Source organism: Bradyrhizobium sp. STM 3557 (assembly GCF_045571465.1).
Lineage (GTDB): Bacteria > Pseudomonadota > Alphaproteobacteria > Rhizobiales > Xanthobacteraceae > Bradyrhizobium.
On the sequence record NZ_CP120697.1, the window covers coordinates 930,941 to 950,960 of the forward strand.

The 20,020-nt window shown below is 64.6% G+C and carries 18 protein-coding genes; 7 read left to right on the forward strand and 11 right to left on the reverse strand.

The window, feature by feature from the left end; translation table 11 throughout:
* Positions 1–26: 26 nt before the first annotated feature.
* The 4 genes from P6U24_RS04225 to P6U24_RS04240 form a co-directional block, all read right to left on the reverse strand.
* Positions 27–491 (reverse strand): CinA family protein, encoded by a 465-nt coding sequence (locus P6U24_RS04225; protein ID WP_407160773.1) that lies wholly within the window; start codon positions 489–491, stop codon positions 27–29.
* A 13-nt stretch (positions 492–504) separates the two neighbouring features.
* Complete coding sequence (locus tag P6U24_RS04230) at positions 505–1,542, reverse strand: esterase (RefSeq protein ID WP_407157940.1); 1,038 nt, start codon at positions 1,540–1,542, stop codon at positions 505–507.
* Positions 1,543–1,627: 85 nt separating this feature from the next.
* Entirely contained in the window at positions 1,628–2,941 is a 1,314-nt protein-coding gene (locus tag P6U24_RS04235; RefSeq protein ID WP_407157941.1) for an MFS transporter, read from the reverse strand.
* A gap of 144 nt (positions 2,942–3,085) precedes the next feature.
* Positions 3,086–3,985, reverse strand: a complete 900-nt coding sequence (locus P6U24_RS04240; protein WP_407157942.1) for a transcriptional regulator GcvA — start codon at positions 3,983–3,985, stop codon at positions 3,086–3,088.
* 114 nt (positions 3,986–4,099) lie between these two features.
* Between P6U24_RS04240 and P6U24_RS04245 the strand changes: the two genes are divergently transcribed.
* Both P6U24_RS04245 and P6U24_RS04250 read left to right on the forward strand, forming a co-directional pair.
* On the forward strand, positions 4,100–4,315 hold the full coding sequence (locus tag P6U24_RS04245) for a DUF1127 domain-containing protein (protein WP_407157943.1): 216 nt from the start codon (positions 4,100–4,102) through the stop codon (positions 4,313–4,315).
* Between the two features lie 64 nt (positions 4,316–4,379).
* Entirely contained in the window at positions 4,380–4,997 is a 618-nt protein-coding gene (locus P6U24_RS04250; protein ID WP_407157944.1) for a GNAT family N-acetyltransferase, read from the forward strand.
* Between the two features lie 225 nt (positions 4,998–5,222).
* Here P6U24_RS04250 and P6U24_RS04255 read toward each other — a convergent pair whose 3' ends face one another.
* Complete coding sequence (locus P6U24_RS04255; protein ID WP_407157945.1) at positions 5,223–5,924, reverse strand: SDR family NAD(P)-dependent oxidoreductase; 702 nt, start codon at positions 5,922–5,924, stop codon at positions 5,223–5,225.
* 154 nt (positions 5,925–6,078) lie between these two features.
* On the opposite strand from P6U24_RS04255, the gene P6U24_RS04260 reads away from it, so the two are divergent.
* Both P6U24_RS04260 and P6U24_RS04265 read left to right on the forward strand, forming a co-directional pair.
* Positions 6,079–7,863, forward strand: coding sequence for an acyl-CoA dehydrogenase family protein (locus P6U24_RS04260; protein ID WP_407157946.1), 1,785 nt, complete (start codon positions 6,079–6,081; stop codon positions 7,861–7,863).
* A gap of 139 nt (positions 7,864–8,002) precedes the next feature.
* Complete coding sequence (locus P6U24_RS04265) at positions 8,003–9,091, forward strand: Zn-dependent alcohol dehydrogenase (protein WP_407157947.1); 1,089 nt, start codon at positions 8,003–8,005, stop codon at positions 9,089–9,091.
* Between the two features lie 410 nt (positions 9,092–9,501).
* Here the strand turns inward: P6U24_RS04265 and P6U24_RS04270 are convergent, their stop codons facing one another.
* From P6U24_RS04270 to P6U24_RS04295, 6 genes are all read right to left on the reverse strand, one after another.
* Positions 9,502–10,032: a cytochrome b gene (locus P6U24_RS04270; RefSeq protein ID WP_407157948.1), complete on the reverse strand. Its 531-nt coding sequence runs from the start codon at positions 10,030–10,032 to the stop codon at positions 9,502–9,504.
* A 27-nt stretch (positions 10,033–10,059) separates the two neighbouring features.
* Positions 10,060–10,941, reverse strand: coding sequence for a hypothetical protein (locus P6U24_RS04275; protein WP_407157949.1), 882 nt, complete (start codon positions 10,939–10,941; stop codon positions 10,060–10,062).
* A gap of 8 nt (positions 10,942–10,949) precedes the next feature.
* Positions 10,950–11,921, reverse strand: a complete 972-nt coding sequence (gene mbfA, locus P6U24_RS04280) for an iron exporter MbfA (RefSeq protein WP_407157950.1) — start codon at positions 11,919–11,921, stop codon at positions 10,950–10,952.
* Positions 11,922–11,993: 72 nt separating this feature from the next.
* Positions 11,994–13,094 (reverse strand): alpha/beta fold hydrolase, encoded by a 1,101-nt coding sequence (locus P6U24_RS04285; RefSeq protein ID WP_407160774.1) that lies wholly within the window; start codon positions 13,092–13,094, stop codon positions 11,994–11,996.
* Positions 13,095–13,330: 236 nt separating this feature from the next.
* The gene (locus P6U24_RS04290; RefSeq protein WP_407157951.1) at positions 13,331–14,872 is read right to left on the reverse strand and encodes an acyl-CoA synthetase; all 1,542 of its coding nucleotides are present in this window, start codon (positions 14,870–14,872) and stop codon (positions 13,331–13,333) included.
* 185 nt (positions 14,873–15,057) lie between these two features.
* Positions 15,058–16,230 (reverse strand): acetyl-CoA C-acetyltransferase, encoded by a 1,173-nt coding sequence (locus P6U24_RS04295; protein ID WP_407157952.1) that lies wholly within the window; start codon positions 16,228–16,230, stop codon positions 15,058–15,060.
* 134 nt (positions 16,231–16,364) lie between these two features.
* On the opposite strand from P6U24_RS04295, the gene P6U24_RS04300 reads away from it, so the two are divergent.
* From P6U24_RS04300 to P6U24_RS04310, 3 genes are all read left to right on the forward strand, one after another.
* Entirely contained in the window at positions 16,365–17,024 is a 660-nt protein-coding gene (locus tag P6U24_RS04300) for a TetR family transcriptional regulator (RefSeq protein WP_407157953.1), read from the forward strand.
* Between the two features lie 96 nt (positions 17,025–17,120).
* Positions 17,121–17,879: an SDR family NAD(P)-dependent oxidoreductase gene (locus P6U24_RS04305; protein ID WP_407157954.1), complete on the forward strand. Its 759-nt coding sequence runs from the start codon at positions 17,121–17,123 to the stop codon at positions 17,877–17,879.
* A gap of 226 nt (positions 17,880–18,105) precedes the next feature.
* Positions 18,106–19,971 (forward strand): AMP-binding protein, encoded by a 1,866-nt coding sequence (locus P6U24_RS04310; RefSeq protein ID WP_407157955.1) that lies wholly within the window; start codon positions 18,106–18,108, stop codon positions 19,969–19,971.
* Positions 19,972–20,020 lie beyond the last annotated feature (49 nt).

Below are 20,020 nucleotides of genomic sequence, written 5' to 3' on the forward strand. Positions count from 1 at the left end.
GAGCGGAATCGTTGCTGTCGACCAATTCAGCTGTCCAGCCGCTTCAACAAGAGTTCGAGCGCCGCCTTCGCGAACGCCTGCATGTTGCTAACACGATCGCAGCTCGCGGTCTCCAGCGTGATCACGGATGTCTTCGAGCCAGCAACGGCGAGGCAGCAATGGCCCGCGGCATCGCCATAACGGTTACCCGTCGGGCCGGTGGCGCCGGTCTCCGACAGGCCCCAATCTGCCGAGAAGCGGTGGCGGATGCGTTCCGCCAGGAGCTTCGCATAGGGCTCCGATGCGGAGCGGATGCCTTTCATGGCGTCGTCCGGAATCTCCATCAGCAGGCGCCGCGCATCGCGCGTATAGACCACCGCCGAGCCGAGGAAGTAGCTCGAGGCCCCGGGCAGCGCGAGCAGCGAAGCCGAGATCAGCCCGCCGGTGGAGGATTCCGCAACCGCGATGGTCTGTTTGCGCGCCGTGAGCCGCTGCGCGACCTGCTCCGCAATACGGCTGCATGGCTTACGGCTTCCTGGTCAGGCCCTTGCCCTCGAGCCAGGTCTGGATCAGGTTCGCAATCTCGATGTTGTTCTTGTCCATCATCATCATATGCGAATTGCCATGGATGCCGGCCTTGGGCAGGTCGACGACATCGACGCTGCCGCCTGCGGCGCGCATCGCCTCCGCAAAGCCGACGCCGGTGGCGCGAATCTTCGGCCAGCGTGAATCGCGCTCGATGTAGTCGCCGTACACGAACAGGATCGGGATGTTCTTCAGCACATCGACCTTGGCCGGATCGCCGACGCCCGCCGGCTCGATCGCGATCAGCGCCTTCACCTTGTCGGGACGCGCCTGCGCCACCTTGAAGCCGAACGTGCCGGCCTGGCTGTGGAACAGGATGATGCAGGGCCCGACGCGGTCGATCTCGGCGATATAGGCCGCGATCGTCGCGTCGTCCGTCGTGGTCCAGCGCGGCACGTTCTGCTTGACGAAGTTGTCATAACCCTCCGCCGGAAACTGGCTGCCGGGCATCAACCTGCGCTTGGCGGGATCGGGATCGTAGGAGCCGGGGCCGTCGCCGATGCGAAAGCGCTCGAACGGATTGGAGGTGGTGAGAAAGACCGGCTCGCCCTTGAAGACGTCAGGATACTGCGCCCAGCCGGCCCGGCCGCGCTCGACCGCATCGGAATTGTAGACGCTCCAGCCCTTGCGCAGGAAATAGTTGAGCCAGCCCTCGCGGCCGTCGGGCGTGGTCTCGTAGGTGACGCCAGTCAAGCCGCCACCGTGCCACAGCAGGAGCGGATAGGCGCCGCGTTCGTTGGCGGGCAGGAAGTACTGCACATACATCTGCTCGACCTGATAGGTCCCGTTCGGATCGACCTTGGCCGGCACGCCGCCGGGCGTAAAGGTCACGTCCTTGACCGGCTTGCCGGAAATCTCCACCAGCCGTCCGCCGACATGGAACGAGCCCATGTCCCGCAGCGAGATCGGTTCATCGGCCCAGGCGGCTGCGGAGGTCATCAGCATGGCGGCAGTGGCCGCGGTTGCGATACGCGACATGGATCCTCGGCGGGGAATGTAAGCAGGAGAGCGTGAGACGAGATGGTGCCGGCCGAACGCCTGACGTTCGGCCGGCACGCAATCGTCACACCGTCACGGGCTCGCGTGCCGCGACGGCCTGGCGGCCGCCGCGGTAGACGGTCAGCGCCGCGATGATGCCGAGCACGGCGGCGAACATCAGCCAGAGGCCGGGCGAGGCCTTGTCGCCGGTCTTGTCGATCAGCCAGGTCGAGACGAACGGCGTGAAGGTGCCGAACAGCGCGGCCGCCAGCGCAAAGGCGATCGAGAAGCAGGTGGTGCGAACATGGGCCGGCACGATCTCGACCAGGCAGCCCAGCATGGTGCCGCTATAGACGCCGAAATAGAACGAGAACATCATTTCGACGGCGAGCAGCTTGCCGAAGGTCGGTGCCGCCACGAGCCAATGCAGCGCCGGATAGGCGGTCACCAGCGACAGGCCCGCGATCGTCAGCAGCACCGGCTTGCGGCCGAGTCGGTCGGATACCGCGCCGCCAACCGGATTCCAGAGGAAGTTGGTGACGGCGACCAGCAGCGTCACCAGCAGCGCGTCCGCCGTGGTCAGCTTGAGCACATTCTTGCCGAAGGTCGGCGTGTAGACGGTGACGAAGTAGAAGGTGGTGGTGGTCAGCACTGCGATCATCATGCCGAGCACGACGATGCGCCAGTTCTCGAGCGCAGAGGCGAAGACCTCGGACGAGGTCGGATGCCGCTTCATCGCGAGAAATGCCGGCGTCTCTTCGAGGGTACGGCGGAGGAAGAAGATCAGCGGGATAATGAGGCAGCCGATGAAGAAGGGGATGCGCCAGCCCCAGGCAGCCACGGTGGCGGCCGGCATCATCTCGTTCAGAAGGTAGCCAATGATGGAGGCGACGAAGATCGCCACCTGCTGGCTCGATGATTGGAACGATGTGTAGAAGCCGCGATTGCCGGGCGTCGCGATCTCGGCCAGGTAGACCGACACGCCGCCGAGCTCGACGCCGGCCGAGAAGCCCTGCAGCAGACGCCCGATCAGCACGATGATCGGGGCAGCGATGCCGATCGTTGCATAGCTCGGGCAGACCGCGATGATCACGGTTCCCATCGCCATGATCCCGAGCGTGACGATCAGGCCCTGGCGGCGCCCGATCCTGTCGACGTAGGCGCCGAGCACGATCGCGCCCACGGGGCGCATCAGCGCGCCCAGCCAGAACACCCCGAAGGCATTGAGCAGCGCCGCGGTTTCATTTTCCGACGGGAAGAAGGCCTTGGCGATGATCGGCGCGTAGAAGCCGAACAGGAAGAAGTCGAACTGTTCGAGGAAATTGCCGCTGGTCGCCCGCAGGATCGCGCCCAGGCGCGACTTGACGGCCGGCGGTTGTGTGGTGGTGGTTTGTGACACGCGAGATCTCCTCCCCGTCATATGGCCCGTGCGGAAGAGTATTCTCGCCAGCCGTGTTGCTATCGTTCGCCAATTTGCCACGCGAGAGCCGGCCGGCCAACCGGAATCCGTTTCGGCAGAGCAGCATTATCCCCTTCGAAACGTTCAGGACTTGGCCCCAGCCGCGGCTTTGACCCATTGCCGGAACGCGCGCAGCTTCGGCGGATCGGTGCGGCCCTCCGGGGAGACTAGGTAAAAGCCCGCATCGGCCGGTAGCGCGATCTTGAAAGGGACCACAAGCCGGCCCTTGGTGATGTCGTCCCGCACATAGGAGGTGCGCCCGAGCGCAACGCCGAAGCCGTCGATCGCGGCCTGGATGGTCACGAAGACGAGGTCGAAGCTCAGGCCGGCCTGTTTCGAGATCGAGGCCGGCAATCCCGCCGCCGTGAGCCATAGCCGCCAATCGTCATCATAGCCGCCGCTGGTGTGCAACAGCGTGTGATGGGCGAGGTCCTGCGGCGAGCGCAGTGGTTTGCTGCCCTGCAGCAAAGCGGGGCTGCAGACCGGAAACAGCTCGTCCGCCATCAGCCATTCGGCGCGCACGCCCGGCCAGTGGCCGCGGCCATAGCGCAGCGCGGCGTCGACATCGCCGTCCTTGAAATCGACCAGGCTGGTCGAGGTGGTGATGCGCACGTCGATGCCGGGGTGCGCCTCCTGGAATGTTGACAGCCGCGGCAGCAGCCATTTGGCGGCGAGCGACGCGATCGTGGACACGGTCAGCACCTTGCCATCGCCCTTGCGCACCAGGCGGTCGGTGGCGAGCCGCAGATCGTCGAAGGCCGCCCGCACCAGCGGCAGGTAATCGCGGGCCTGTGGGGTCAGCGCGAGGCTGCGGTTGTTACGAACGAACAGGCGGATCCCCAGCTCGTCTTCGAGCCGCTTGATCTGATGGCTGATCGCGGTCTGCGTCACGTTCAGCTCGGAGGCCGCGCGCGTGAAGCTCAGGTGCCGCGCAGCGGCCTCGAACGCCCGCAGTCCATTGAGGGAAGGCAGGCGGGCAGTCATCCGGACGGGCTCGATTGCATGAGTTTATGTCATCCGAAGCGGCGCAAAGTGTCGTTTGTAGGCGGTGCAAAAAGCGCCCAGATACTGTGGGCAAGTTAGCTGTAGGAGGTGTCCATGTCCACTTGCGTCTCCTCGCCAATGACAAATCATCATGCGCACAGCGGCTTTGGCGGGTTCCTGAGCGGGCTCGGCGAGCTGCTCCAGACCTGGCGCCAACGCTACCAGGCGCGCCACGAATTGGCGCGCTGGTCGGAGCGCGATCTGCATGACCTTGGCCTGTCGCGGGGCGATGTCGCCTTCGAGATCGACAAGCCGTTCTGGCGGGCTTGATGAGCCGCCGCGCCGGCGCCGCTCGGAAGATGAGGGCGCCGGCGGTCCCGTGCCGGAGTGAGCCATGTTGCAGCCGAATCTCGCCGATCTCGACCAGTATTCGGATGTGGTCCACACCCGGCGCGGCGAGGCCGTGACGGTGCGCTTCGTCACGCCCGATGATGCCGAGGCTCTGCAGGCTTATGTTCGCGGGCTAAGCTCCCGCTCGCGCTACAACCGCTTTCTCGGCGCGATGAGCGAGCTGCCGAGGGCGGTGCTTGAAGACTTCACCCATACCGGCCGCGACGATCGCTTCAGCCTGATGGCCATCATGGAGGTCGGCGGGGTCGAACGTGTCGTGGCCGAGGCGCGCTATGCGTTTCATCCGGAGGACCACGGCGTCGAGTTCGGCCTTTCGGTGCAGGATCGCTGGCAGGGCCACGGCATCGGTCCAGCGCTCATGCAGAACGTCGAATGCCGCGCCGCCGCGCTCGGCTCCAAGACTATGTTCGGCGACACGCTGCGCTCCAACGATGTCATGATCACGCTTGCGAAGAAGTCCGGCTATCTGTTTCGCCAGCATCCCGACGACTGGAAGCTGGTGCGCTTCGAGAAGCGGATCGCAGAGGCCGCACCCGTTCCTTGCGCGAGCCTGCGGCTGGTTTCGGCCGCAGAGCCTCTCGGCGAGATGCCGGCGCATTGAGCCGTTCGTTCTTGATCGGCTTCCGCTGAATACCGCCTTGCGCCTCTCGATGAAAGCTCGCACGCAGCTCGTCAGTGCCGGTGTCGATGGTGGTCTCGGTGGGCATGTCCTATCTCGTTGGTCGATTGACTATCCGTCATTGCGAGCGAAGCGAAGCAATCCAGAGCCGCAAAGGAAGCCTGAATTGCTTCGTCGGTTCGCTCCTCGCAAATGACGGTGGAGGCCTCAAAATTTCTCCACCCAGGGCCGCAGCTCGATCTCCCAGCTCCATGCGCTGCGCGGCTGCTGCAGCACGCTCCAGTAGCTGAGCGCGACCGCATCGGGGTCAAGAAACGAATCCGGCTTGTCCTCCGGCTCCTGCCGGGCGGCGCTGCGGATGCCACCGTCGATCACGAAATGCGCGACATGGATGCCCTGCGGCGACAGCTCGCGCGCCATGCTCTGTGCGAGGCCGCGCAGCGCGAACTTGCCCATCGCGAACGGCGCCGATTGCGCATAGCCCTTGACGCTCGCGGAGGCGCCGGTGAACAGGATCGCACCATGCCTGTTTGGCAGCATGCGCTGTGCGGCCTGCTGCGCCACCAGGAAGCCGCCGAAGGCAGACACCGCGATCGCTTGCGCGACGTCTGCCGGCACGAGATCGATGAACGGCCCGCGCGTGCGCCCGCTGGCATTGTAGACCACGAGATCGGGCGTGCCGAGCTCGCGCTCGACGAGGCCAAACAGCCGCTCGACCTCCTCGAGGTTGGTGGCGTCGCAGGCAAAGGCACGTGCGCCGGTCTCGTGGCAGAGCGCGCCGAGCTTCTCGACCTTGCGCGCGGCGAGCGCGATGCGGATCTTCTCGCGGGCGAGCAGCCGCGCCAGCGAGGCGCTGAGGCCCTCGCCGGCGCCGACGATCAGCGCGGTCTTGTAGGTCGGACTTTCCATGGGGCTTACCTCCAATGCAGGGCGCTATGCATCTAGGAGCGGCATGGCCAAGTTCCTATGGCATCCGCTCCACATTCGCGCGAGAACTGGGACCAGAGCCGCACCTTAGAAAAACATACTCGGCTTCGGGACGAAAACGACCAGGGAATTCCAGATGCACCCCTTCTTGAAGCGCGACGATGTCATGACCGGTGGGCCGCGGCCGGGCCTGCTGGCGCCGGATACCACGGGCATGAATTTCTACCGCGCCGATCCGGCGCTCGCCGACCTCTTGCGCATTCATCTGCCCGACGCTCTCTTGCGCCATATCGAGCCGCATCTCGACCGGCTGGGCGAACTGGCCGGCGGCTATCTCGACGAATGCGCGCGCCTTGCTGACCGCCACGGCCCGGTGCTGCACCAGCGCGACCGCTTCGGCCGCGACGTGCAGTGGATCGAATATCATCCGGCCTATCGCGAACTGGAGCGTGCCGCCTTCGGCGAGTTCGGTATCCATGCGATGTCGATCCGCAAGGGTATCTTAGGCTGGCCGGACAAATATCCGGTCGCCGCCAAGCATGCCTTCACCTTCCTGTTCAATCAGGCCGAGTTCGGGCTCGGCTGCCCGATCAACGTCACCGACGGCTGCGCCAAGCTTCTGGCAAATTCCGGCAGCCGGGAATTGCAGGACAGATATCTCGATGGCCTGACCCAGACCGACATGGAAAAGCTGACGCAGGGCGGCCAGTTCATGACCGAGAAGGCGGGCGGCTCGGATGTCGGCACGTTGACCACGACCGCCGTGCAGGAGGGCGATCATTGGCGCCTTCACGGCGAGAAGTGGTTCTGCTCCAATGCCGACGCCAAGGTCGTGATGCTGCTGGCGCGGCCGCAAGGCGCGGAAAGCGGCACGCGCGGTGTCGGCCTGTTCCTGATGCCGCGTTTCCTCGATGACGGCGCGCAGAACCATTATCGGATCGTGCGGCTGAAGGACAAGCTCGGCACCCGCTCGATGGCATCAGGCGAAATCAAGCTGGAAGGCGCCATTGCCTATGCCGTCGGCCGGCTCGACCGCGGCTTTGTGCAGATGGCCGAGATGGTCAATTCCTCGCGGCTCTCCAACGGCGTCAAGTCCACCGCGCTGATGCGCCGCGCGTATCACGACGCGATGACGGTGGCGTCGAATCGCGTGGTGTTCGGCCGCCGCATCATCGACCTGCCGCTCGGGCGGCGACAACTGATGAAGATCATGCTCGGAACCGAACAGGCGCTGTCGATGAGCTTTCTCACGGCGGATGCGCTCGATCGCGCCGAGGCCGGCAGCCAAGATGCTGCGGCGCTGCTGCGCATCCTCACCCCGACCCTGAAGTTCCGTGCCACGCGCGATGCAAGGAAGGTCTGCGGCGATGCCTTGGAGATGCGCGGCGGCATCGGCTATGTCGAAGAGTTCGCCACCGCGCGGCTGCTGCGTGATGCGCATCTCGGCTCGATCTGGGAAGGCACCGGAAACATCGTTGCGCTCGATGCGCTGAAGCGCGCAGTCGGCCGCCATGGCGCGGAATCCGCCCTCGCGGCCGATCTGCATGCGCGGCTCGACGAGAGTGCAAGAGTGCCGCAAGGCTGGCGCGACCAGCTGCGGGGCCTGATCGACCGCGGCATCGGCTTTGCGCGCGAGGTCGCGGGCCGCGCGGAGAACGAGGCCGAGGCGCGCCGCGCCACCAGCCTGCTCTATCATGTCGCAAGCGCGGTCACGCTGGCATGGGAAGCCGGGCGCATCCATGAGATGCGCGGCGATGCGCGCCGGCTGCTGCTGTCGAAGCTGGTCGTCGCGCATCGGCTGATGCCTGCCGATCCGTTCCGGCCTGCGGAAAATAAGACCGATGATGCGATCGCGAGCTATTTATTAGGCGATCGCGCTATCAGCATGGCGGAGGTTGGCGAACTCGTCTCGGCGGCGTAGGCTCGCGGCGTATGTGAAAGTTGAATGCGGTGTCACGTAGCTGTCGACACAACGATGGTGCACCCTCTCCCACAAGGGGAGAGGGTGGACTGAGTTCGTAGCTAACATCAAACAACGAAAACAAGATCGGGAGGATGCGATGAAGGCTGCCGTGCTGATGGAGGTCAATCAGCCCCTTGTGATCGAGGAGATCAGCCTGCCGAAGCCGGGGCCGCGCGAGGTGCTGATCCGCACCGCGGTTGCCGGCCTCTGTCACTCCGATCTGCATTTCATGGAAGGGCTTTATCCGCATCCGCTGCCGGCGGTGCTCGGCCACGAGTCGGCCGGCATCGTCGAGCAGGTCGGCTCGGATGTCACTTACGTGAAGCCAGGCGATCACGTCGTCACCTGCCTGTCGGTGTTCTGCGGCACCTGTGACAACTGCACCACGGGGCGCCCGGTGCTGTGCACCGATACGACGGTGAAGATGCAGCCCGGCATGTCCAACCGCCTGTCGTGGGGACGGCCTGAGAAGCTGCATCAGTTCCTCAACCTGTCGTCTTTCGCCGAGCAGATGCTGGTGCACGAGAATGCGATCGTGAAGATCAGGCCCGACATGCCGCTCGATCTCGCCGCGTTGATCGGCTGCGGCGTCGTCACCGGCTACGGCGCGGTCGTGAACACGGCAAGGGTGCAGGCCGGCGAGACGGTTGCGGTGATTGGTTGCGGCGGCGTCGGCATGGCCGCGATCAACGGCGCCGAGATCGCTGGTGCCGGCCGCATCATCGCGATCGACACCAATCCCGCGAAGCTGCAGCTTGCCACCAAGCTGGGTGCCACCGACATCATCAATCCCGCCGAGGGCGATGCGGTGCAGCAGGTGCGCGATCTCACCAAGGGCGGCGTGCATCACGCCTTCGAGGTGTTAGGGCGCAAGGAGACCGCGGAGCAGGCATTCGCCATGCTGGCGCCCGGCGGCACCGCGACCATCGTCGGCATGATCCCGTTCGGCCAGAAGATCGAGCTGCATGGCTTCGACTTCCTGCGCGAGCGCCGGATTCAAGGCTCGTCGATGGGCTCCAACCATTTCCGGGTCGACATGCCGCGCCTGGTCGAGTTCTACCTGCGCGGCAAGCTGCATCTGGAGGACTGGATCTCAGCCAAGCTGAAGCTGTCCGAGATCAACGAGGGCTTCGCCAACATGAAGGCCGGCAAGACGCTGCGCACCGTGGTGGTGTTTGATAGCTAGCGGCCGTTGCTCCAGCCGTTGCCGTCGTCCCGATCTTGAGCCCAAGCCCATAGCCGCCGACGCTTATCGTTTCGACGGCTGGTCGTTTACCTCACCGCGCGATCCCGCGGTATGGGTCCCGGCGTTCTCGGCGCGCAATTGCGCGCCTGACCGGGACGACACCAGCTTTGCCGAGACAAGATGCCACCCAATTCCCCACTGTCCTCCCGGGCAAGCGAGCGAAGCGAGCGCGACCTGGGATCCATAAACCACCGCCGGTATTGACGAGCACGCCGGAGCCACAGCGCGTCTCCACATGAACAGTTGTAGTTTGGGTCCCAGCTCAAGGCCGCGGCGACAGCGGCGCAGGCCGCTTCAATCCGCGATATCAGCGATCGCCGCTCGACCTAAATTGTGCAGAGGCTGGGCGGCTAGCCCGGCAACATCCGCTGCATGACGCGGTTGCGATAGATGAAGATGTGCACCAGTGCGGCGCCGACATGCAGCACGATCAGAACAATCAGCAGCCATTCGGCAGCCTGGTGCAGGCCGTCGATGGCCTTGCCGGCGGCGGCATTGTCCGAGGCGAGCATCGGCAATCGGAACAAATAGAAGAACGAGAGGGTCCAGCCGCGATAGGAAGCGAACAGCCAGCCGCTGATGGTCGTCGCCAGCACCATAACGTAGAGCATCCAGTGCACCAGCTCCGAGCTGAGCCGCTGCCGGATCGGCAGGGAGCTTTCCGGTGCTACCGGATGGCTCAGCCGCCAGGCCAGGCGCAGCACGATGACGAGCAGGATCGTGAAGCCGACGGAGACGTGAAAGATCATGGGCGCGCCCGGCTGCATGCCCCGATGGAGGTCCGGCATCAGCCAGCCGATCGGATATTGCACGGCGAGCAGCGCGACGATGAGCCAATGGAATATTTTCGCCGGCGTGCCGTAGTGTAGACGGGGCGTCATCGGGCTTCCTCGAATTGGTCTCGGCTCCTATTCAGCTCCGGGCTGAAATGTCCGCAGCGATGCGTGCGCCATCGGATTCACCGCCCCGATCGGCGCGCGGTCACTCGGGCGATTGTTGCCGCCAGGCACCGGGAAAGCATATCCGATGATGCTCTTGACCACGAAGCGGTCGGAGCCCGGCGTCAGGCCGTAGCCGACGCCGAGATTGATATCGAGGACGCCGGCCTTGAAGTCGGTCACGGCAAACAGCGTATGCTGCTGCTCCCGGAGCGGAGAGAAGGAACCGATCCTGCCGAAATCGGCGTAATATTCGAAACCGAAATCAAGATCATCGCCGAACTTGCGCGCGAGCCGCGCCGCTGGCGCGAAGTCGGCTTCGCCATACCGGCCGAAGCCGATATCCACGATCGGGTTGACGATGAACTCATACTCGGCGTTGCGAACGCCGATGATGGGGCGGATCTCCAGCGCCCAGCGCGTCTGCGCGAACGGCGGGGTTTCGTTGGAGAGCTCGAAATTGACCCCATAGAAGAAGTTTCGCTTGTCGGCATGCGGCGAGACGAACAGCGTGCGCAGCTTGAAGGCGTCCGAGTAGAATCGGCCGTCCTGCACCGAGAATGGCAGATAGAGGCCGAGCTCCCACCAATCGGTGAGGCCATATGCGAATTCCGGCGTACCGTTCAGGCTGTGGTTGGAGACGATGCCGCCGGGAAACGGCGGCTCCTTGATGCCGATGCCGACGTAGTTGAGGTGCTGCTGGATCGTGAACTGGCCGGGCGCGGCGATGCCGGCATTGTAGACCTGGATCTCGTCAGTCGCTTGCGCCGGCACGGCGAATGCGAGCGATGTGATCGCGGCAGCCAGGCACATCGGTGCGTGCCGGCCCTGATAACGTGATGCCCCCGTCATGTTCTTCCCTAAGCAGCTCCGATCAGGATGCCGACGCCGAGCACGATGATGCCGCCGAGCACGATCTGGAACACGGCCTGCAGAAATGGCGTGTCCATGTAGCGGGCGCGGATGTAAGCGATCGCCCACAATTCGAAGAACACCACGAGCCCCGCGATCGTGGTGGCGATCCAGAATGCATTCGGCCAGGAATCCGGCACCAGATATGGCATCGTGTGACCAAGGCCGCCGAGCGCCGTCATCACGCCGCAGGTCGCGCCGCGCAGCCAGGGCGAGCCGCGCCCGGTCAGCGAGCCGTCATCGGAGAGCGCTTCCGCAAAGCCCATGCTGATGCCGGCGCCGATCGAGGCGGCAAGCCCGACCAGGAAGGTCTGGAAATTCTGATGGGTGGCGAACGCCGCGGCGAACAAAGGCGCGAGCGTCGAGACCGAGCCATCCATCAGCCCGGCAAGCCCCGGCTGCACATATTGCAGAACGAACACCCGGCGCCGGGTCTGGTCTTCCTTGCTGCGCACGTCGGGCGTGAGGATGTCGTCGGTCAGCTTCGCCGCGATCGTCTCATGGCCCTTCTCGGCCTCGGCGAGATCGCCGAGCAGCCGGCGCACGCCGACATCCTGGGCCTGTTCGGCGGCCTTGGCATAGAAGCGCTCGGCCTCGAACTCCATCGTGGCAACTTCCTTGCGGATGGCCTCCAGCGACAGGTTCTTGGTGAGCCAGATCGGGCGGCGACACAGAAAGCCCTTGACGTTCTCGCGCCGAATCGGCGGCAGATGCGGCCCGAAGCGCTGCTCGTACAATTCCAGCAGCATGTGGCGATGGCCGCGCTCCTCCTCGGCCATCTCCTCGAACAGCTTGGCCGAATCGGGATAGCGCTCCGCCAGGTCCTCGGCGAAGGTCATGTAGATGCGGCTATCTTCTTCCTCGGCCGCGATCGCGACCGCCAGGATTTCGCGCTCGCTGAGATCAGCGAATTTCTTCATTCACTTAGCCTTATCGCCCAGTACTTTAGAATTATTCTAAATCATATAGGGCGTCTGGCCAGCGTCGTCAAATCATGGCACGCGCGCGGGCTCAGGATGGCCTGCCCGTGTCGCTTCGAGGAATTGCAGCAGCAGGCGATTGACGGAATCGGGTTGCTCCTGCTGCACCCAGTGCCCGGCGCCCTCGATCAGCTCGCACAGGATCATGTTGCCGCAGGCGCGCGTCTGCATAGCTTCGAACGCGCCGGCGCGCTGATATGTGCCCCAGTCCTGTCTCCCTGCGATGAACGCAGAGGGAATCTCGATACGCCGGTCGGCCCATGTCTGAAGCTCGGCATCGAACGTGCCGGACGTGCCACAGCGATACCATTGCAGCCCGCCCTGAAATCCCGTGCGCCGATACTCGGCGCTGTAATAGGCGAGCTCGCTGTCGGGCAGCCAGCGATTGGCCGATATCGCAGCTCCATCCGGCATCTCCTCGGCGACTGTCTCCGCCATGGTCTTGTCGAGGTCCATCACGTAATAGGTCGGCAGCTTCGCTAACTCTTCCGCCGACCAGGCGCTGAGCGGATACGGCTTGTTGCCGGTCCAGTCCGCGCTCTTGTGATGATAATAGGCGCGCAGAAAATCATGCAGTCCCTGAGGCGCACGGTGCATGTCGGCGTTGGCCTCGCGTGTCGAATAGTACCAATGATAATGTTTGCGCGGCCGCGGCAGTGCGGCGAGATCGCGACGCACCGGATCATCCTTGGGCGGCATCGCCGGCTTGTCGACGGTGTCGAACGGCAGCGCCGGCGGGCCGGCAAACGGTGCGCTCATCATCACGACGGAGCGAAACACATCGGGGCGGATCAGCGCGCACCAAGCTGCGACCGGGCTGCCGAAATCATGGCCGACCACCGCATCGACATGCCGATAGCCGAAGGCGTAGACCAGCCCGAGCACGTCACGCACGAGATTGGTCAGCCGAAACGGCGCAAGATCGCCATCATACTCGGCGCTCCATCCCGTAGTGCGGCCATAGCCGCGCTGGTCGGGCGCGATCACGTGATAGCCGCGAGCCGCCAGCGCGGGCATCACCTTGCGCCAGCTATAGGCCAGCTCCGGAAAGCCGTGCAGCAGCAGCACGCAGGGCCGGCCTTTGGTCTCGAAGCCGGCCTCGAGCACATGCATCGACAAGCCGTTGATGCCCTCGACCTGGCGTGAGCGGATGGAGGGTGGAAGCGGGATCGGCGGATGGGAAGCGGTCACGGCGAACTCCTCTCGTCGTCCCGGCCAAGCGAAGCGCGAGCCGGGACCCATAACCACAGGCGCTGCTTGTTGCGCAAGCCGGAGCTCCAGCTTTCGCATAATCGGTATCGGTGGTTATGGATCCCGGCGCAAGGCCGGGATGACAGCTTGCTTCGAGGCTAAACCAGGACCTTCTTCGGCCAGTAGCGATCGCGCAAATGGCGCTTCACCAGCTTGCCGGTCGGCGTGCGCGGCAGCTCGGCCTCGAAGTCGACCGTGCGCGGGCATTTGATCGGGGAGAGATGCTCGCGGCAGAACAGGATGAGCTGCTCCTCGAGCGCCTTGCCGGCACGCGCTATGTCATGCGGCTGCACCACCGCCTTGACCTCCTCGCCCATCTCCTCGTTGGGCACGCCGAACACCGCGACGTCGGCGACTTCGGGATGTGTGATCAGCACGTCCTCGGTCTCCTGCGGATAGATGTTCACGCCGCCGGAGATGATCATGTAGGACTTGCGATCGGTGAGATAGAGGAAGCCATCCGCATCGACATAGCCGACATCGCCGAGCGTCGACCATCCCTTGTCGTTATAGGCGCGCTTCGTCTTGTCCGGGTCGTTGTGATAGGTGAACACCGGCCCGTCGGCGAAGTAGACCTGTCCGATCTCGCCGGTCGGCATCTCCGCGCCGTCCTCGCCCAGAATCCTGATCTTGCCGACCACGGCGCGGCCGACGCTGCCGCGGTGTTCGAGCCATTGCTGCGAGGTGCAGACCGTGACGCCGTTGCCTTCCGAGCCCGCGTAGTACTCGATCAAGATCGGTCCCCACCAGTCGATCATCTTCGCTTTGACGTCGACCGGGCAGGGCGCCGCGGCATGGATCGCGCCCTTCAGCGAGGAGACGTCGTAAGCCGCGCGAACCTCGTCCGGCAGCTTCAGCATGCGTACGAACATGGTGGGCACCAGCTGCGCGTGCGTCACCTTGTGCTTCTCGACCAACTGGAGGAATTCCTCGGCGTCGAAACGCTCCATGATGATGGACGTGCCGCCGAGCACCGTGACCATCATGTTGAAGCGCAGAGGCGCGGCGTGATAGAGCGGCGCCGGCGACAGATAAAGACTGTCCGCGCCAATGCCGCACATGTCGGCGCAGAGCACCTTCAGGAACGGGTTCGGCGCGTCGATCCGGTTGCCTTCGAAACTCTTCTTGATACCCTTCGGCCGGCCGGTCGTACCGGACGAATACAACATGTCGTAGCCCGCGACCTCGTCCGTGACAGGCGTGGTCGGCTGTGCGGCAGCTTCCTTGTCCCAGGACCGAAAGCCGGGCTCCGGTTCATCGAGCATGAAGAACAGCGGCGCTCCCGGCTCGCTGCTCACGACTTGCCGCACCTGCTCGGCGCATTTCGGCGAGGTGATGAAGACCTTGGCGCCGCAGTCGCTGATGATGTAGGCGATCTCGTCCTTTGTCAGATAGCGGCTGATCGCGGTGTAGTAGAGCCCGGCGCGCTGCGCGGCCCAGGCGATCTCCATGAAGGCGAGCCGGTTCTCCATCAGGAAGGCGATGTGATCGCCGGCCTTCAGCCCGAGCGCCCGAAACAGCTGCGCGCCCTGGTTCGAGAGCTCGTCGAGCTCGCGATAGGTGATGGCCTTGCCGCCGCCGGCCATCTGGTAGGCGATCTTGTCGGGGTCGGTGCGGGCGTGGATGGAGGGGTGGGTCATGAGAGCACACTGCCGAACGGGATGAGATGTCGTCCCGGCCAAGCGAGCGTAGCGAGCGCGAGCCGGGATCCATAGTCACAGGCGCTTGTGGATCGATGAGCTGGAGCTCCAGCTCAGACTTCCACTCACATCGGTGGTTATGGGTCCCCGCGTTCGCGGGGACGACACCGTTGTTGTGGTTGCGCCTACAGCCTTTCCACGATCGTCACATTCGCCATGCCGCCGCCCTCGCACATGGTCTGCAGGCCGTAGCGCTTGTTGCGCTGCTTCAGCGCGTTGACGAGCGTCGTCATCAGCTTGGTGCCGGAGCTGCCGAGCGGATGGCCGAGCGCGATCGCGCCGCCATTGACGTTGAGCCGCGCGGGATCGGCGCCGGTGGTCTTCAGCCAGGCGGTCGGCACCGAGGCGAAGGCCTCGTTGACCTCGAACAGGTCGATATCGTCGACCGACATGCCGGCCTTTTTCAGCGCACGCTCGGTCGCGTGCAGCGGCGCATCCAGCATGATCACGGGATCGCCGCCCATCATGGTCATGTGGTGGATGCGGGCCATCGGCTTGACGCCGAGCGACTTCAACCCGCGTTCGTTGACGACCATCACGCCGGAGGCGCCGTCGCAGATCTGGCTCGCGGTCGCCGCCGTCAGCCTGCCGTTCTCGGCGATCAGCTTGACGCCCTTGATGCCGTCGAGGCTGACATCGAAGCGGATGCCCTCGTCGATCGTGTGCGTGTCGGTCGAGCCGTCGGCGCGCGTGATCTGCAGCGGCACGATCTCGTCCTTGAAGCTGCCTCCTTGCGTCGCCGCGATTGCGCGCTGGTGGCTGTTATAGGCGTATTCGTCCAGCTCGTCTTTGGAGAGGCCGTATTTCTCGGCCATCATCTCCGCGCCGGTAAACTGGCTGAACTGGATGTTCGGATAACGCTGCTCGATGCTCGGGCTCTTATAGTGGCCGAAACCGTTCTTCGCTGGCAGCGAAGAGGCGAGTCCCATCGGCACCCGCGTCATCGACTCGACGCCCGCGGCGATCACGCAGTCCATGGCGCCGGACATCACGGCCTGCGCCGCAAAGTGCAGCGCCTGCTGCGACGAGCCGCATTGCCGGTCGATCGAGGTGCCGGGCACGCTCTCCGGCAGCCTGGAGGCCAGCACCGCGTTGCGCGCGATGTTGTTGGACTGCTCGCCGGTCTGCATCACGCAGCCCATGATCACGTCTTCGACCTGGTCCGGCGCTGCGCCTGAACGTTCCACCAGGGCATCCAGCACCTTGGCCGCGAGATCGGCCGGATGCCAGCCGGCCAGCCGGCCTCCCTTGCGGCCGCCCGCAGTGCGGGCAGCCGCGACGATATAGGCCTCGGCCATGGCGTTTCCTCCCTAGACTTGGTTCTTCTTTGATCGCGATTTAAATGGTCGAATGAGACTTAGTCAATCGATCAATTAACTCTTGAGCTCATCGCCGGCATCGGCTTAGCTGCCGCCCGGTCTTGGACAGGGTCATGTCATCTCAGCTCACGAGCAGCGCGACAAATCGAGTTCCCGCGGGGCGGAATGCGACCGCGGAGAAGCTCCTGGTCGCGGCCAGCGAGCTGATGATCGCGCGCGCCTCGATCGAGGTCTCCTTGAGCGACATCGCCCAGAAGTCGGGCGTCAACGCCGCGCTGGTGAAATATCATTTCGGCAACAAGGACGGCCTGCTGCTGGCGCTGCTGGCGCGCGATGCCGCGACGGAAGTCGCCAACCTCGAATATCTGCTGGCGCAGCCGATCTCGCCGACCGCGAAGCTGAAGCTGCATATCGGCGGCATCATCCGCGCCTATCACCGCTTTCCCTACATGAACCGGCTGATCCACTATCTGCTGCATGAGAGCAGCGCGGAGGCTGCCGACGAGGTCTCGAACTTCTTCGTGGCACCGCTCTTGGATTTCCATCGGCGCCTGCTCGACCAGGGCGTTGCGGCTGGCGAATTTCGCAGCGTCGATCCGGTGCTGTTCTACACCAGCCTGATCGGCGCCTGCGATCACCTGTTCTTCGGCCGTCATGCGATGTCGCGCGCGATCGGCGTCGGTCCTGTCACCGACGAAGTCTGCCGCGACTACATCGCGCATATGGAGGCGCTGGTCTGCGGCGGAATAGTGAAGAGGGCGAATGGCGAATAGGGAGTGACGAGTAGGGGTCCGGTATTCTTCTATTCGCTACTCCCTATTCGCCATTCGCCGGCACCAGCAAGAAACGCACAGGGAGAGACACGCATCATGCAACTCAAAGACATTGCCGCCATCATCACCGGCGGTGGATCGGGGCTCGGCGCCGCCACCGCGCGGGCGATGGCAGCCAAGGGCGCCAGAATCGGCGTGCTCGACCAGAGCCTGGAGAACGCGGAGAAGGTCGCCGCCGAAGTGAAAGGCGTTGCATTGCATGCCGACGTCACCGACGAGGACCAGGTCAGGGCCGCGCTCGCCAAGGCCGAGGCGGCACATGGCGTCGCGCGGGTGCTGGTGAACTGCGCCGGGATCGGCGGCTCGCAGCGCATCGTCGGCAAGGATGGCGTCTACCCGCTCGCCAAGTTCGCCCGCATCATCAATGTCAATCTGATCGGCACCTTCAACGTGCTGCGGCTGTTTGCCGAGCGTGCGATCACGACTGAAGTGATTGGCGAGGAGCGCGGCGTCATCATCAACACCGCGAGCGTCGCCGCGTATGAGGGGCAGATCGGCCAGATCGCCTATTCGGCCTCGAAGGGTGGCGTGGTCGGGCTGACGCTGCCGGCAGCGCGCGATCTCGCCAGCCAGAAGATCCGCGTCAACACCATCGCGCCGGGCCTGTTCCTGACGCCGCTGCTGATGGGCCTGAACGAGGAAGCACGCAAGAGCCTGGGGGCCCAGGTGCCGCATCCGGCGCGGCTTGGCGATGCCTCGGAATACGGCAACCTCGCGGTCCACATCGTCGAGAATCCGATGCTCAACGGCGAGACCATCCGCCTCGACGGCGCCATTCGCATGGCGCCGAGGTGAGTCGCTCTTACTCTCTCCCCTTGTGGGAGAGGGTGCCGGGCGAATGCGAGGCGGGTGAGGGGTCTCTCTCCGCGTGTGCAAATGCCGAGACAAACCCCTCACCCGAGCGATGTAGAGCTACCGCCGGTGATGCCCTCTCCCACAAGGCGAGAGGGCGCAGCAGGGCAGCGGCACGCGAACAAACAAATACCAAGATCCGCAAAGGACGATATTTCGGGAGACGCAAATGGATGGGACTATGGCCGGCGTGCTCGAGAAGCCGGCTTTCCGCAAGGTCGACTGGCTCGCGCGCGACATCGCGGTCGCGCGGCGCGACGACGGCACCATCATCATGCAATCGCGGATTCCGCTGCAGGAATACGGGCCGCATATTCCGGCGTCGCTCGCGAGATGGGCGCGCGAGGCGCCGGAGCGCACCTGGCTCGCGCAGCGCGTTGGCCCCGAGCGGCAATGGCGCAAGATCTCTTACAGCGTGGCCAAGCGCAGCGTCGATGCGCTGACGCAAGGCCTGCTCGATCTTCGCCTTGACGGCCCGGTCGCGATCCTCTCCGGCAATTCGATCGAGCATGCGCTGATGACCATGGCCGCGATGCAGGCGCGGCTGCCGGCCGCACCGGTGTCGCCGGCCTATTCGCTTGTCAGCCAGGATCATCTCAAGCTCAAATATCTGTTCGAGCTGATCAAGCCCGCCGCGATCATGGTGCAGGACGGTCCGACCTTCGAAAGAGCCCTGAAGGCGCTGCCGCTCGACGGTGTTCCCGTGATTCACGTCGCGCGCGCCTGTGACGGCGTACCAAGTCTTGCCTTCGCCGATCTGGCGGCGACGCCGGTGACAGACGCAGTCGAAGCATCGATCGCAGAGATCACGCCCGACACGATCGGCAAGCTGCTGTTCACCTCGGGCTCGACCGGCATGCCCAAGGCCGTCATCAACACGCAACGCATGATGTGCGCCAATGCGGCGATGATGATGCAGGTGCGGCCGCGCGGAGCCGACGCGCCGGTGCAGACCGTGCTGGACTGGATGCCCTGGAATCACACCATGGGCGGCAACGCGCTGTTCAATCCGCTGCTGATCGATGGCGGCACGCTCTATATTGATGACGGCCGCCCGATGCCGGGCCAGTTCGAGGAGACCATCCGGAACCTGCGCGAGATCTCGCCGACCTACTACGCCAATGTGCCCGTCGGTTACGCCGCGCTCGCCGGCGCCATGGAAAAGGACGATGCGCTCTGCCGTTCCTTCTTCAAGGACCTTGCCTTGATGGGCTATGGCGGCGCGCGGCTGCCGGATGATCTCTACGAGCGCATGCAGGCGCTCGCGGTGCGCGCCACCGGCGAGCGCATCGTGTTCTACACCGGCTGGGGCTCGACCGAGACCGGCCCGACCTCGACCGGCACCTATTGGAACACCGAGCGCGTCGGCCTGATCGGCCTGCCGTTTCCCGGCGTCGCGCTGAAGATGGTGCCGGTCGGCGGCAAATATGAGTTGCGGCTGCGCGGCGTCAACGTCACGCCAGGCTATTTCGGCCAGCCGGAATTGACTAAGGCGGCCTTCGATGAAGAGGGCTTCTATCGCATCGGCGATGCCGGCGTGTTCGTCGATCCCGATGATCCCATGCAGGGCATCATCTTTGCCGGCCGTGTCGTCGAGGATTTCAAGCTGACGACAGGCACCTTCGTCCATGTCGGCTCGCTGCGCACCGATGCGATCGCGGCCGCAACACCTGTCATTCAGGACGCGCTGGTGACCGGTCAGGACCGCTGTTCGATCGGGCTCTTGGCCTGGCCGAATCTGCATGCCTGCCGGCAGCTGGTCGGCAATCCCGATGCGGGCTTTGATGACGTGGTGAAGCATCCCGCCGTGATCGCCTGCCTCAGGCGCGGGATCAAGGCGCATAACAAAGCGTGCGGCGAGGCCAGCAGCCGGCGCATCGCCCGCGTGATGCTGATGGTCGAGCCGCCATCGATCGACGGTCATGAGCTGACCGACAAGGGCTATATCAACCAGCGCGCCGGGCTGGAGCGCCGCGCCGATCTGGTCGAGCGGCTCTACGCCGATCCGCCGGCGGATGATGTGATCGTGCTGTGATGATCGCGCTGCTCTCTCCCTTCGTCATTCCGAGCTCATCGCTTCGCGA